The following is a 14,264-nucleotide window of genomic DNA, read 5'->3' on the forward strand; positions in this document are numbered from 1 at the left end:
AGTTCGTCGAAACCATGCGGACATCGGCGTTGATGCAGCGCATCGCCGAACCGGGCGAAATGGTCGGCCCCGCACTGCTGCTGGTCTCCGATGCTGGAAGCTTCATCACCGGTCAGACGCTCATCGCCGATGGCGGTGTAGCGGCCCACTAGCCGGCAGTGTCGATGGCCCGATAGATCCGTTTCTCGCTCACCGGGCGCGGAGTGCCGAGCTGCTGCGCCCACAGGCTGACCCGCAGTTCCTCGATCTGCCAACCGATATCGCGCACATCGGCGGCGACGCGGCGGATCGCGGGTAACGCCGCAAGCAGATCGTCGTAGGCATCCTGCACGGCGTGCACCTGGGCCATCCGCTGGCGATCGGCGGCGATCCCGTGCGGCAGCTGCTCGAGGCGCCGGCGGATCGCGGCCGCATAGCGGGTGAGATCGGCCAGCCGTGCCCGCCCGGCCGCGGCGACGAAACCCGGCGCCAACAACCGCGCCAGCTGGTCACGGATATCGGCGATGGCGTCCTGCTGGGCCTCCACCGGCTGGGCGGGCACCAGCAGGTCAACGTCGCGGGCAGCGGCGAGCAGCTTCTCCACCCGGCCCAGAACGTCCAGCGTCATCGGCACCAGCGCGTTGCCGGCCGCGGCGCGCAACGCGGCGAACGCGTCACGCGTCCACACCGGCTCGCCGACCAGCGCATCAGCCGCAGCGTCGGCGCAGTCGTCGATCAGCGCCGTCAGCGACCCGTCCGGGTTGGCCTTCAGCGCCAAGCGGGCTCGCGGATCCAGCTGCCGTTCAACGTTTTTGACCGGCGAAGCCGAACTGCAGCGCAGCAATCTGCGGATACCAGCGGGCATCGCCGCGGCCGCTTCGGCCGCGGTGGCGAAGACGCGTAGGTCGACGCTCGTGCCGACATCGACGAACGCCGGATGCCCACGCACCACCCGCCCGGCGACGACGTGCTCGATAACGCGGGGTATCTCGGCGAGGTCGTCGGGCCAGTCGCGCAATCCGGTGCGTTCCAGATCGCCGGCAACCGCACCGGCCACCGCGGCGCGCGCCGAGGCGGCGAAGCGATCCTGCAAAGCGGGCAGATTCTCGCCGCGGGCCAACTCCGAGCCGTCGGCGGCTTCGACGGTGAACGTCACCCGCAGATGCGCCGGCAGCTTGGTCAAGTCGAACGCCTCAAGCGGTACCAGGACGCCGGTGCGCCGGCGCAACTCGCGTTGCAGCGCCGCCAGCAGCGACCCGCCATCGGGCTTGAGCGCGGGGAGCACCGCGCGGGCGGTGTCCGGGGCGGGCACGAAGTTGCGGCGCAGATCTTTGGGCAGGGAGCGGATCAGCGCGGTCACCAACTCTTCGCGCAGCGCCGGCACCTGCCAGGTGAAGGCATCCCCGCCGAGGCGGGCCAGCACGTCGATCGGCACGTGCACGGTCACGCCGTCGTCGGCGGCGTCCGGCTCGAACCGGTAACTCAGCGGCAGCCGCGCATCGCCGGTCTGCCAGGTGTCGGGCCGGCCGGCGGTGACGTCGCCATCGGCGCGCAGCAGGTCAGCACGGGTGAAGCACAACAACTGCGGTGTCTTAGGCCGTTGCTTGCGCCACCAGCCGTCGAAATGCCGCGCTGAGGCGACATCGGGCGGTACCCGGGCGTCGTACCAGGCGTAGATGTCGTCGTCATCGACGACCAGGTCGCGGCGGCGGGCCCGGTCCTGCAACTCCTCGACCTCGGCCCGCAACCGTGCGTTGTCGGCCAGGAAGCCATGGCGGCTCTGCCAGTCGCCTTCCACCAGCGCGTGCCGGATGAACAGCTCGCGGGCCAGGGTTGGCTCGATCCGGGCGTAGCCGACCCGGCGGCGCGCCACCAGCGGCAGGCCGTACAGCGTCACCCGCTCGTAGGCCAGCACCTCGCCACGCTGGGCGTCCCAGTGCGGTTCGCTGTAGCTGCGCTGCACCAACTCCTCCGCCACCCGCTCGACGATTTCGGGCTGGATGCGCGCCGCGGTGCGCCCGTAGAGCCGGCTGGTCTCGACCAGCTCGGCCACCACCACCCACCGCGGTGGCCGTTTGGCCAGCACCGATCCGGGCGCCAGCACGAATCGGGAGTTACGCGCCCCGAGATAGTCGCGTCCGTCCACGTGGCGCATCCCGACGTGCGACAGCAGGCCGGCCAGCAGGGCCGCATGTATGCGGGCCCGGCCGGCTGGCTCGTCGACGTCGATGCCGGATTCGCGCAGGCCCAGATCGCGGACGATGCTGCGCAGCTGCCCCACCAGATCCTGCCACTCGCGGATGCGCAGATAGTGCAGGAACTCGTCGCGGCACATCCGACGGAACGCGCTGCGGCTCAATTCCTTTCGCTGCGCGGCGAGATACCGCCACAGGTTGAGGTAGGACATGAAGTCCGATTCGTCATCGGCGAAGCGGGCATGCTTGGCGCGGGCGGCCTCCTCCCGGTCGGTGGGCCGCTCCCGCGGGTCGGGGATGGTCAGCGCCGCCGCCAGCACCAGCAGCTCGCGCAGACAGCCCTCGTCGTCGGCGGCCAGGATCATCCGGCCCAGCCGCGGGTCCACCGGCAACCGGGCCAGCCGGCGACCCAGGTCGGTGATCTGGCCTAGCGGGTCGAACGCCCCGAGTTCGACCAGCAGCGCCACCCCGTCGCGTACGCTGCGCGCGTCCGGTGGATCCAGGAACGGGAAGTCCACCACCTCACCGAGGCGCAAGGCCGCCATCTGCAGCAGTACCGCGGCGAGATTGGTGCGCAGCACCTCCGGGTCGGTGTAGGCCGGCCGGGCTTCGAAGTCGGGTTGCGAGTACAGCCGGATGCAGACACCCGGGGCGGTGCGCCCACAGCGGCCGGCCCGCTGAGCGGCCGAGGCCTGCGAGATCGGTTCGATCGGCAACCGCTGCACCTTGAGCCGCCTGCTGTAGCGCGAGATGCGGGCGTTGCCGGGGTCGATGACATAGCGGATGCCGGGCACGGTCAGCGACGTCTCGGCCACGTTGGTCGCCAGCACTACTCGCCGGGTGATGTTCGATCCGGGGCGCCGCGCGAACACCTTCTGTTGTTCGGCGGTCGGCAGCCGGGCATACAGCGGCAACACCTCGGTGTTTCGTCGTCCTGCCAAAGCATCTGCGGTATCCCGGATTTCCCTCTCACCGGAGAGAAACACCAAGATGTCGCCCGGCGGCTCGGCTTCCAGTTCGCCGATCGCGTCGACGATCGCCTCGATCTCGTCACGCATCTCGGTGCGCACGATTTCCCGGTCGGGATCGTCGGGATCCTCGGCGGTGTCGGCCGCGACCGCGACTTCCAATGGCCGGTAACGAATCTCCACCGGGTAGGTCCGCCCGGACACCTCGATGATCGGAGCCCCGCCTCTGTGCCCGTGTTCGGCCCCCGCGAAGTGCGCGGCGAACCGCTGCGGCTCGATGGTCGCCGAGGTGACGATCACCTTCAGATCGGGCCGCCGGGGCAGCAGCTCACGCAGGTAGCCGAGCAAGAAATCGATGTTGAGGCTGCGTTCGTGGGCCTCGTCGAGAATCACTGTGTCATAACGCAGCAGCCGGCGGTCGCGCTGGATTTCGGCGAGCAGAATGCCGTCGGTCATCAGCTTGACACAGGTGCGATCGCTGACCTGGTCGGTGAACCGCACGCTGTAGCCGACGACATCGCCCAGTGGGACCGCCAACTCCTCGGCGATGCGCCCCGCGACCGTGCGCGCGGCGAGCCGCCGCGGCTGGGTGTGCCCGATGGTGCCGCGGATGCCGCGGCCGAGTTCGAGGCAGATCTTGGGCAGCTGCGTCGTCTTGCCCGACCCGGTCGCCCCGGCCACCACCACGACCTGGTGCGCCCGGATCGCCTCGGCGATCTCGTCGCGCCGATCGCTGACCGGCAGTTCGGGATAGCTGATCGCCGGGACGGCGGCTCGGCGCGCCACCACGACCGCTTCGGCGGCGGTGATCTGGTCGGCGAGGTGCTGCAGCTTCTCCGGCGGGGCACCACGTAGCTGTTTCAGGCGCCTGCCGAAGTGCACGGCGTCGCGGATGGTCAGGCCGTCGAGCCGGCTGCGCAATTCGGCGGCGGAGGGCTCGGGCACTCCGCCGAGGATAGAGGTCGGCGAACGGGCGGGCACCCTCGCCCGGTAGCGCAGCACCGAGCGGCGACAAACTTTACAAAAATAGGCAGAAATGTCACGCTTGCCGCCGGGCGTGAGCCTGCGCGCATCCGCCCTGGATCAGGGCATGACCAGAGGAGCCAACCGGTGGCAGACACTGAATTCTCCGGCCGCACCATGGTGGTCTCCGGCGGTAGCCGGGGCATCGGCCTGGCGATCGGACTCGGCGCGGCGAAGCTGGGCGCCAACGTCGTGTTGCTGGCCAAGACCGCCGAACCGCACCCCCGCTTGCCGGGAACGGTGCACACCGCCGCCGCCGAAATCGAAGCGGCCGGCGGCAAGGCCCTGGCCATCGTGGGCGACGTACGCAGCGAAGACGACGTGCAGCGCGCCGTCGACGCCGCGGTGGACAGGTTCGGCGGCATCGATGTCTGCGTGAACAACGCCAGCTCCATCGCCACCGAGCCGACCGAGCAGTTGTCGGCCAAGAAGTTCGATCTGATGCAGGACATCAATGTGCGCGGGACGTTCCTGTTGACCAAGGCGTGCCTGCCGCATCTGCGGAGGTCCGCGGCTGCCCATGTGCTGACCATTGCTCCCCCGCTCAACCTGAACCCGTATTGGCTGGGCCTCCACCCCTCCTACACGCTGTCCAAGTACGGCATGAGCCTGCTGACGCTGGGCTGGGCCGCGGAATACGCCGACGCTGGTATCGCGTGCAACTGCTTGTGGCCGGAGACCTACATCGCCACGTCGGCGGTGGCCAACTCCCCCGACGGCGGGAATCTGATCGAGAAGGCGCGCAGCCCGCAGATCATGGCGGACGCCGCCGTGGCGATCCTGCGTCGCCCGGCCGCCGAGGCGAGCGGGCAGTGCTACATCGACGCCGACGTGCTCGCTGAAACCGGCGTGACGGACTTCTCCGGCTACGGTGGCGGCCCAAAGCCGCTGATGGACTTCTTCGTCGACCGGCCGCTGGGCGGTGGGGCCTAAAGCCCACGCTCAGCGCAGGTAGACCTCGCTGCCGCTGGGATAGCCGCCGCCGGTGGTGGTGACGTGGACGTGGTCGTAGTGGCCGTAGCCGCCGCGCTGCGCCCCGCCGCCGGGCGTGTAGTACACACCGCGCCAGATGGCGTCCTGCAGCCCGAACCGGTCCGCGTTCTCCATCACATAAGCCACGATCGAGTCGCCGAGCGCGATGCCCTCGGAACTGCCGGGATTGGGGATCATCACATCTAGGGCCAGCCCGTTCGGGTGCCAGCGCAAGGCGTCGGCGCGCACGCCACCGATCTGGTGAATCTGCGGGAAGGCGTCGCTGATGCTGCGGGAGGCCAGGATCGTCTTGACCTGAAGGCCGCTTTCCGGGGCGACCCCGGCCGGCAGGAAGCGGGACACCATTCGCATCCGGGAGGCCGCCGCCACCCCGGCGGGCGTGCCCTGCCGCAGGTAATCGGCGGGCGCCGCGACCAGCTGCAATCCGCTCGGCTCCTCGGCCTCAGCAACCACCGGTGCGGAATCTTTGGCGATTGTCGGAGTGGCACTGCCGCCTACAGCAAAGAACATAGCTACTGGTGCGATGACCACAGCCATCCATGCGGAGGACTTTCGGCGCTGGCTGGCTAACTCGTGTCGGCCCACGGGTAGATAGGATACGAGAAATCTGGCTAATAGTCACAATTTTATAAAGCTCAGGAAACATTTTAGAATCGGGTACCGGAGCAGCCCGGCGCGGACCGCCGTGGTGTGCCCTGTTCTCGCAGATCAGCGGGCCTCGGGTGGCGCAGCGCACAGCTGCAAAGGTAGAACACCTAATCAGATGGGTTTAGACTGCATCGCATGAAGTCGACGACCCTTGCTGCGGCGATTGCGGGCTTGGCGGTGGTCCTGGCGGCGCCCGCGCAGGCCGACCCCGACATTGATTTCGCCAACGAACTGCACACCTACGGCATCTACGGCCCGCGGGACTACAACGCGTGGCTGGGCAAGATCGTCTGCGAGCGCCTGGAGAAGGGTGTCGACGGCGACGCCGCCAAGTCGGTCCGCTTCATCACCCCCAACCTGCCGAAGGGCACCAACCAGTCGCAGCCCAACCCCGCCCACGCCTGGCAGTTCCTCGGGGCCGCGATCAACACCTACTGCCCGGACAAGCGCGGCGTATTCGAGCGGGCAGCAGCGCAGTAGGGCTGATGGACGTCAGCCGGCTCTGGCAGAACAGGCTGTTCGCCCGCACCGTGGGCGCCGCCTACGCCCGCGCCATCGAACAGCCCGGAGCGGCTCGCGTCTTTGGCCGGCTGCTCTTCGGCACTGACGTCGACCGCATCTACCGGGCAATGAACGTCGTCACCGACCTGCCTGACGGTGCGGCCGTACTCGATGTGCCTTGCGGCGGCGGCATCACCATCGAGCGTCTCACACCCGGCCGGCGGGTGCGCTACGTGGCGATGGACATCTCGGCGGGCATGCTCGACCACGCCCGGCGGCGGCTGCGCCCCGAGCTGCGCGACACCGTCGAGTTCGTCGAGGCCAGCATCGAAGCGATCCCGTTCGCCGACGACGAGTTCGACTTGTGCGTGTGCTTCAACGGGCTGCACTGTCTGCCCGATCCGGGTGCCGCCATCCGGGAGATCGCCCGTTGCCTCAAACCGGGCGGACGGCTGGTCGGCGATTTCGCCACCCGCGGCCAGGTTCGCCGGGCCGATGCCTACATGGTGGTGATGCGGACCAGCGGCACCTTCGGTCCCGGCGGCACCGTCGACGACGCCCGGCGGTGGTTCACCGAAGCCGGTCTGACGGTCGACGAGCTTGAATGTTCAGGTGCGATCACACATTTCGCCGTCCACAAGTAAGCGGTGCTGATTCCGCCCTAATCTCGCCGGTTTCGACGACTATGGTCGTAACTATCCCGATTCGACCGGCGAGAGGGGCCATGATGCCCGCACACAGCATCCTCGACAGCTTCGGAACCAAAGACCAGCTTGCTGTCGACGACACCCGCTATCAGATCCGGCGCCTCGATCGCATCGACGGCGCCGAGCGACTCCCCTACAGCCTCAAGGTCCTGCTGGAGGACCTGCTGCGCAACGAAGACGGCCACCTGGTGACCGACGAACAGATCAGCGCGATGGCGGCCTGGGATCCGAAAGCCGAACACGGCCGGGAGATCGCCTACACCCCGGCGCGTGTGCTGATGCAGGACTTCACCGGTGTGCCCTGTGTCGTCGACCTGGTCGCCATGCGCGACGCGATCGCCGCGCTGGGCGGCGACACCAAGCGAATCAACCCGCTGTGTCCGACCGAGTTGGTGATCGACCACTCGGTGATCGCCGATGTCTTCGGCCGCACCGATGCGTTCGCCATCAACGCCGAGCTGGAATTCGAGCGCAACGCCGAGCGCTACCAACTGCTGCGCTGGGGCCAGCAGGCCTTCGATGACTTCTCGGTGGTGCCGCCCGACACCGGCATCTGTCACCAGGTCAACCTGGAATACCTGGCCCGGGTGGTGTTCACCCGCGACAGTGCGGACGGCCCGATGGCCTACCCGGACACCCTGGTCGGTACCGACTCACACACCCCGATGGTCAACGGTCTCGGGGTGCTGGGCTGGGGCGTAGGCGGGATCGAAGCCGAAGCCGCCATGCTGGGCCAGCCGATGAGCATGCTGATCCCGCAGGTGGTGGGGCTCAAACTCTCCGGCGAACTGCAGCCCGGGACTACCGCCACCGACCTGGTGCTCACCGTGGCCGAGTTGCTGCGGCGCACCGGGGTGGTCGGCAAATTCGTCGAGTTCTTCGGTCCCGGCGTGGCCAACGTCCCGCTGGCGAACCGGGCCACCATCGGCAACATGAGCCCCGAGTACGGCGCGACCTGTGCGATCTTCCCGATCGACGGCGTCACCTGCGACTACCTGCGGCTCACCGGCCGCTCCGAGCACCAGATCAAGCTGGTCGAGGCCTATGCCAAAGAGCAGGGCATGTGGCACGACCCCGACCGCGAGCCGGTGTACTCCCAAATCCTCGAGCTGGATCTGGGCAACGTGGTGCCGTCGATCGCCGGGCCGAAACGCCCGCAGGACCGCATCCCGCTGCGGCTGGCCCCGCAGACGGTCTGCGCGTTGCTCAGCGGTGCCGAAACGACCGAACAGGCGCTGTCGGAGCTCGACGAGGCCTCCGCAGACTCCTTCCCGGCCAGCGACCCGATCGCCTTCGGCAACACCAGCAGCGCCATGGGCAAGCCTCGTGAACCGCACAACGAATGCGTCGACGACGACTGGCCGTCCGCGACGGTGGCCGTCGAGATGGCGGACGGCACCAGCACCGATGTCAGCAACGGCGACGTGGTGATCGCCGCCATCACGTCGTGCACCAACACCTCCAACCCGTCGGTGATGGTCGGTGCGGCCCTGTTGGCCCGCAACGCCGTCGAGAAGGGTCTGTCCCGCAAACCCTGGGTCAAGACCACGCTGGCACCCGGGTCGCGGGTGGTCACCGACTACTACAACCGGGCCGGCCTGACCCCCTATCTGGACAAGCTGGGCTTCAACTTGGTCGGCTACGGCTGCACCACCTGCATCGGGAATTCCGGCCCGCTGATTCCGGAGGTGAGCAAGGCCGTCGTCGACAACGACATGACGGTGTGCTCGGTGCTCTCCGGCAACCGCAACTTCGAGGGCCGCATCCACCCCGAGGTCAAGATGAACTTCTTGGCCTCCCCGCCGCTGGTGGTCGCCTATGCACTGGCCGGCACCCTGCGGGTCAATCTGCTGACCGACCCGATCGGCACCGGCAGCGACGGCGAACCGGTGTATCTGCGGGACATCTGGCCCAGCGAAGCGGACATCGAAGCCGTCGTTTCCGACAATCTGCAGGCCGAGATGTTCACCGCCAGCTACGCCGACGTCTTCACCGGCGACGAACGCTGGCGCGGGCTGGAGGTTCCCGAGGGTGACACCTTCTCCTGGGACCCCGACTCGACCTACGTACGACAGCCGCCCTACTTCGACGGCATGACGCGTGAGCCGGAGCCGATCACCGACATCACCGGCGCCCGGGTGCTGGCCAAGCTGGGCGACTCGGTCACCACCGACCACATCAGCCCGGCCGGGTCGATCCGCTACGATTCCCCCGCCGGAAAGTACTTGTCGGAACACGGAATTGAGCGCAAGGACTTCAACTCCTACGGTTCCCGGCGCGGCAACCACGAAGTGATGATCCGCGGCACGTTCGCCAACATCCGGCTGCGCAATCAGTTGGCGCCTGGCACCGAAGGCGGCTTCACCCGCGACTTCACCCAGTCCGACGGGCCGGTCACCACCATCTACGACGCGTCGGTCAACTACCTCGACGCCGGCGTTCCGCTGGTGATTCTGGCCGGCAAGGAATACGGCTCCGGTTCCTCTCGCGACTGGGCCGCCAAGGGCACCGTGCTGCTCGGGGTGCGCGCGGTGCTCGCGGTGTCCTACGAGCGCATCCACCGCTCCAACCTGATCGGGATGGGAGTACTGCCGCTGCAGTTCCCCGACGGTGCCGACGCCGAGTCGCTGGGATTGACCGGTGAGGAGACCTTCGACATCACCGGCGTGACCGCATTGGGTGATGACATCCCCGACACTGTGCACGTCAAAGCCGGTGACGTGGAGTTCGATGCCAAGGTGCGCATCGACACCCCCGGCGAGGCCGACTACTACCGGCACGGCGGCATCATGCAGTACGTGTTGCGGCAGCTGCTCGACTGACCCCGAATCCCCCATCCACGCACCGCATCTCGCTAAGGAGCCAGCCATGGCAGACGGCCTCTATCCCCCGGCCACCGCGGAGATCTACAACCGCCGCAAGGAATTGACCCCCCACACCCATGAGGCCTTCGAGGCGTTCTCCCGCGCGGTGTTCGCGGAGGGAGCACTGCCGGAGAAGACCAAGCAGCTGATCGCCGTCGCGGTGGCCCACGTGACCCAGTGCCCGTACTGCATTCAGGGCCACACCAAACTGGCCCACCGCAAGGGCGCCACCGACGCCGAGATCATGGAGGCCGTTTGGGTGGCCGCGGAGATGCGTGCGGGCGGTGCGTATGCGCACTCGACGCTGGCGCTGGACGTACTGGCCAACGAGCACCGATGAGGCTCCGGCGCCGCTGTGTCAGCCGAGCCGTTGCGTCGCGTTTAACGCGGTCGACCGCCGGGTAGCTGCGACATTTACCGACGGCACCAAACTGGTGACCGTTCCCCAGCCCATGACATGGGCGGGAATCGAAGGCGGCTGACGGCAAAGTGGTGCGCTCCACCCACGGGGTCAACTGCACCGGATCCTGCTCCTGGATGGTGTACGTCAAAGAAGGCATCACCTGGGAAACCCAGGCCGTCGACTACCCCTCGGTCGGACCCGACAGCCCCGAGTACGAGCCGCGCGGCGCCTCGTTCTACTGCTACACCTACTCCCCGGCGCGGGTGCGCTACCCCTACATCCGCGAGCCGCTGTTGGCGATGTGGCGCGAGGCCCGCGAGCGGCTCGGTGACCCGGTGGCCGCGTGGGCCGAGATCACCGCGGCCCCAGAGGGGGCCGCGCGGTACAAGTCGGCGCGCGGCCAAGGCAGTTTCCTGCGGGCCTCCTGGGCCGAAGTCAGCGAGCTGATCGCGGCCGCGCACGTGCACACCGTCAAGGAGTACGGGCCGGACCGCGTGGTGGGCTTCTCCCCGATCCCGGCGATGTCACAGGTCTCCTACGCCGCGGGCACTCGCTTCCTGTCGATGATCGGCGGCACCATCCTGTCCTTCTACGACTGGTACGCCGACCTGCCGGTCGCCTCACCGCAGGTCTTCGGCGACCAGACCAACGTCCCGGAGTCCGGCGACTGGTGGAATGCGGCCTACCTGATCATCTGGGGCACCAACCTGCCGATCACCCGCACCCCCGACGCGCATTTCATGACCGAGGCGCGCTACCGCGGCCAGAAGGTCGTCGTGGTCAGCCCCGACTACTCCGACCACACCAAGTTCGCCGACGACTGGCTGGCCTGCGCGCCGGGCACCGACGGTGGCGATGGTGGTGTTCAAAGAGACCTGGTATCAGGATTTCTCCGCCATCGGCGGGGCGGTCGCCGCGATCGGGGTGCTGATCGGCGGCGGGATACTTCTGCTTCGCCGAACCGCCGTCCCGCGGGTGCGCGCCACCACCAGCGCGGTGGACTACTTGGCGCTGATCCTGCTGGGCATGGTCGTGCTGCTCGGCATCTATCTGACGCTGGGAATTCAGAACACTTCGCATTACGAGTACCGCAACACGGTCGGGGTCTGGTTCCGTAGCCTGTTCGCCATGCACCCGAACGTGCACGCGATCGCGGCCGCCCCGCTGATGTATCAGGTGCACGCCGTCGCGGCGTGGGCGATCTTCCTGGTGTGGCCGTTCAGCCGCCTGGTCCACGCCTGGAGCTACCCGCTGTGGTACCTGTGGCGGCCCTACATCGTTGTCCGTAGCCGGATCGCAACCCCAACCGAAGGAGCCGGAAACGTGTGGAAAATGGCGGAAAATCGGTGTCCCGTATTGACACTCAGCTGAGCGAGGGACGGCCCGGCGGCACCCGGGAGGCGGTACGGACACTCAATCCGGGCTACTTCGCGCTGGTGATGGCCAGCGGAATGGTGTCTATGGCGATGTACCACCAGGGCGCCTACCGGTTGTCGGTGCTGCTGCTATGGGTGACGGCACTGTCCTACCTGATCCTGGTGGCGGTGTCCGCGGTACGCGTCATCGCCTTTTCCCGGGAATTCCGGGCCGACCTGTCCGATTCGGGCCGCGCGTTCGGGCTGTTCACGTTCGTATCGGCGACCAATGTGTTGGGAGCCCGCCTCGTCATCGACGGGCATACCAGTGTCGCGGTCGGGCTGCTGCTGGTCAGCTCGCTGGCCTGGCTGGTGCTGGGCTACCTGATTCCGTGGACCGCCGTGCTGGGCACCTCGGAGCGCCCGGTGGTGCGGCGCGCCAACGGCACCTGGTTCATCTGGGTGGTCGCCAGCCAGTCCATCGCGGTGCTGGCCGCCGTACTCGAAGTCGACATGCCGGATCCGTGGCGGCAGAGCCTGGCGCTGCTCGCGGTGGTGTCCTGGTCGATCGGGGTGTTCCTCTACGGCGCCGCCGGCATTTTCGTCGCTCTGCGGCTGCTTCTCTACCCGTTGCTGCCTGAGGACCTCATTCCGCAGTACTGGGTGGGGATGGGCGCCTGTGCGATCACCGTGTTGGCCGGCGCGCGGATCGTCGAGATGGCTGATGCGCCGATGGTCAATGCCACCCGCGGCCTGATCGCCGGAACGTCGGTGCTGTTCTGGGCCTTCGGCACCTGGCTGATCCCGCCGCTGATCGCCGCAGGGGTGTGGCGGCATCTGGTGCACCACATCTCACTGCGCTATGAAGCCCCGTGGTGGAGCGTGATTTTCCCGCTCGGGATGTACGGGGTGGGCAGCCACTACCTGGGGCAGGCCGACCACCTGCCGATCGTCTTCTTCATCGGCTCAGTGCAGAGCTGGATCGCGCTGGCCGCGTGGGTCATCACCTTCGTCTTGATGCTGCATCACCTGTTCCGCACTCTTCTCGTGGCTGACAGCACCGCCGAGGTGCGCTAGAAGGGCGGCGGATCGTTGCAGGCTGCGAGCGCGCGTCGTTTCGCAGCTGCGGCGGCTGCGGCGGCTTCGGTGGCGATCCGGGCTTCGTTGTGGTTGCGCTCGCACTGCATGCGCGACGCCCGATCCTGCGCCCGGGTGCGCCGGCGGGTCGGCATCATCAGCCCGCGGTTCTCCGCCGGTGACCACTCCGGCAGGGTCAGTTCGCCGGTGGGGACGGCCAGCTGGGGGAAGTACAGGGCGCCACCGGGTTTGGTGAGGTAGGTATGCCCCGTCGGGGCGATCCAGATGACGGTGCCGTCGGGTTCCTGGCGGTCACGCCACCCATTGGTGCCGGTCCAGAACGTCTTGAGCAGGTGGTGCAGACGGCACAGCAGCTTGAGGTTCGATGCGTGCGTCGGCCCGAGCGGATAGGGAACCGTGTGGTCGATGTCGGCGCATTCGGCCGGGCGCCCGCAGCCGGGAAACCGACACGTCAGATCGCGGCAGCGCACGAAGTCGGCCAGCGCGGTCGACGGCCGATACCCCGGCTCCGGCGGCGCATCATTGGGGTGGCGAACCGTGCGCACCTTGGCCGACTTGGCGACCTGGCGCACCGCCTCCGCCGAGAGGCCACCGAACCCGGGCACATATCCGGGCGCCTGCGAGCGGCCCTCGAGAGTGGCCTGCTCGGCCATCACATGGATCATCACCGCTCCCACCGGGGCGTCGCCGGTAGCGGCGGGACACTCTGGCGAGCCGCATTCACATGCCATCGTGGCCGCGCCGGCGGTCAGCGCCCGCAAGGCATCGGCGCGCCGCTGATCTTTGGTGCGCGGATCGGACTTGCAGACGGTCGCGGCCAGTTCGCTGAGTCGTTGATCGAAGGCCAACGCATCGGGGGTGCGCACGTCGCCGAAAATCTCGGCCAGGCCCGAATGTTGTGGCACCACAGTGATGTGGCGGGATTGGTCGAAGCTGTGGGCTTCGCGTACCGCGGCCGGCTCCAACACCTGCACCCAGTAGTCGACCGCTTCGACGATGCGGTTACGTGACCAGGTGCCCCACCGCACGGCATTGCGCTCCAACCAGAGATCCATCCGCGGGATCGCGTCCGGATCGAGCATCAACTCAGTCCGATGCACCACCGCGGCGACCACCTGGTAGTCCACCGCGCCCGCGGCGAACAGTGCCGCCAGCTTGGGCAACCGCTCCGCCAGCGCCAAACCGATCCGCAACTGCCCCGCGGCACGCCCACGGCTGATGCCCTGAGCCGCGGCGATCTCGGCAGCCACTGCTTCCCAGCCGTCAATGGCCCAAATCTCGCGGCGGGCTACTTCCTGCTCAGCCTGCCGACGGTGATACAACTCTGCGCCCGCGGCGAAGACCCGCGCCAGCGCCGCCGCCTGCAACCGCGCCGCCTGCTGCATGACGTCCACCAGGCCCGCGTTGCCCAGAGCGCCGAGGGCGTCGGGGTCAGGCAAGTCAGGCGAGTCGAACATACGTTCGACTATACACGAATCCACTGACTCAAACTTTCTGTCAGGGTCGCGCTATTCACAGCGGGCCATCGAG

General features: G+C 67.9%; 11 protein-coding genes and 1 pseudogene. 9 read left to right on the top strand and 3 right to left on the bottom strand.

The genetic code is table 11. The features are described from left to right. Window positions 1-14 precede the first annotated feature (14 nt). A complete protein-coding gene (locus A5771_RS24005) occupies window positions 15-152 on the top strand; it encodes an SDR family oxidoreductase (protein WP_428844407.1) in 138 nt (45 codons plus the stop codon). Here the strand turns inward: A5771_RS24005 and hrpA are convergent. Next, window positions 149-4,087, bottom strand: a complete 3,939-nt coding sequence (gene hrpA, locus A5771_RS12445; protein WP_064855522.1) for an ATP-dependent RNA helicase HrpA — start codon at window positions 4,085-4,087, stop codon at window positions 149-151. The genes A5771_RS24005 and hrpA overlap by 4 nt on opposite strands. Window positions 4,088-4,252: 165 nt before the next feature. Between hrpA and A5771_RS12450 the strand changes: the two genes are divergently transcribed. After that, complete coding sequence (locus A5771_RS12450) at window positions 4,253-5,098, top strand: SDR family oxidoreductase (protein WP_082947205.1); 846 nt, start codon at window positions 4,253-4,255, stop codon at window positions 5,096-5,098. A gap of 9 nt (window positions 5,099-5,107) precedes the next feature. On the opposite strand, the gene A5771_RS12455 is transcribed toward A5771_RS12450, so the two are convergent. Beyond that, on the bottom strand, window positions 5,108-5,743 hold the full coding sequence (locus A5771_RS12455) for a glycoside hydrolase (RefSeq protein ID WP_082947206.1): 636 nt from the start codon (window positions 5,741-5,743) through the stop codon (window positions 5,108-5,110). A 198-nt stretch (window positions 5,744-5,941) separates the two neighbouring features. Between A5771_RS12455 and A5771_RS12460 the strand changes: the two genes are divergently transcribed. The 7 genes and pseudogenes from A5771_RS12460 to A5771_RS12485 all read left to right on the top strand — a co-directional run bounded on the left by A5771_RS12460 (window position 5,942) and on the right by A5771_RS12485 (window position 12,713). Next, a complete protein-coding gene (locus tag A5771_RS12460) occupies window positions 5,942-6,286 on the top strand; it encodes a DUF732 domain-containing protein (protein WP_064855524.1) in 345 nt (114 codons plus the stop codon). Between the two features lie 5 nt (window positions 6,287-6,291). Continuing rightward, window positions 6,292-6,951: a class I SAM-dependent methyltransferase gene (locus A5771_RS12465; protein ID WP_064855525.1), complete on the top strand. Its 660-nt coding sequence runs from the start codon at window positions 6,292-6,294 to the stop codon at window positions 6,949-6,951. Window positions 6,952-7,034: 83 nt separating this feature from the next. Next, window positions 7,035-9,836 (top strand): aconitate hydratase, encoded by a 2,802-nt coding sequence (locus A5771_RS12470; protein WP_064855539.1) that lies wholly within the window; start codon window positions 7,035-7,037, stop codon window positions 9,834-9,836. Between the two features lie 46 nt (window positions 9,837-9,882). After that, window positions 9,883-10,218: a carboxymuconolactone decarboxylase family protein gene (locus tag A5771_RS12475; RefSeq protein ID WP_064855526.1), complete on the top strand. Its 336-nt coding sequence runs from the start codon at window positions 9,883-9,885 to the stop codon at window positions 10,216-10,218. 146 nt (window positions 10,219-10,364) lie between these two features. Then, window positions 10,365-11,129, top strand: a pseudogene (locus tag A5771_RS12480) (molybdopterin-dependent oxidoreductase); the annotation flags it as partial. A 7-nt stretch (window positions 11,130-11,136) separates the two neighbouring features. Then, the gene (gene narI, locus A5771_RS21970) at window positions 11,137-11,652 is read left to right on the top strand and encodes a respiratory nitrate reductase subunit gamma (protein ID WP_234783037.1); all 516 of its coding nucleotides are present in this window, start codon (window positions 11,137-11,139) and stop codon (window positions 11,650-11,652) included. Further along, entirely contained in the window at window positions 11,628-12,713 is a 1,086-nt protein-coding gene (locus A5771_RS12485) for a tellurite resistance/C4-dicarboxylate transporter family protein (protein WP_267887467.1), read from the top strand. The genes narI and A5771_RS12485 overlap by 25 nt, the downstream gene beginning before the upstream one ends. Here A5771_RS12485 and A5771_RS12490 read toward each other — a convergent pair. Next, window positions 12,710-14,191: an HNH endonuclease signature motif containing protein gene (locus tag A5771_RS12490; protein WP_064855528.1), complete on the bottom strand. Its 1,482-nt coding sequence runs from the start codon at window positions 14,189-14,191 to the stop codon at window positions 12,710-12,712. The two genes, A5771_RS12485 and A5771_RS12490, sit on opposite strands and share 4 nt — an antisense overlap. Between the last annotated feature and the right edge of the window lie 73 nt (window positions 14,192-14,264).

The organism is Mycolicibacter sinensis, assembly GCF_001667375.1.
Taxonomy (GTDB): domain Bacteria; phylum Actinomycetota; class Actinomycetes; order Mycobacteriales; family Mycobacteriaceae; genus Mycobacterium; species Mycobacterium sinense_A.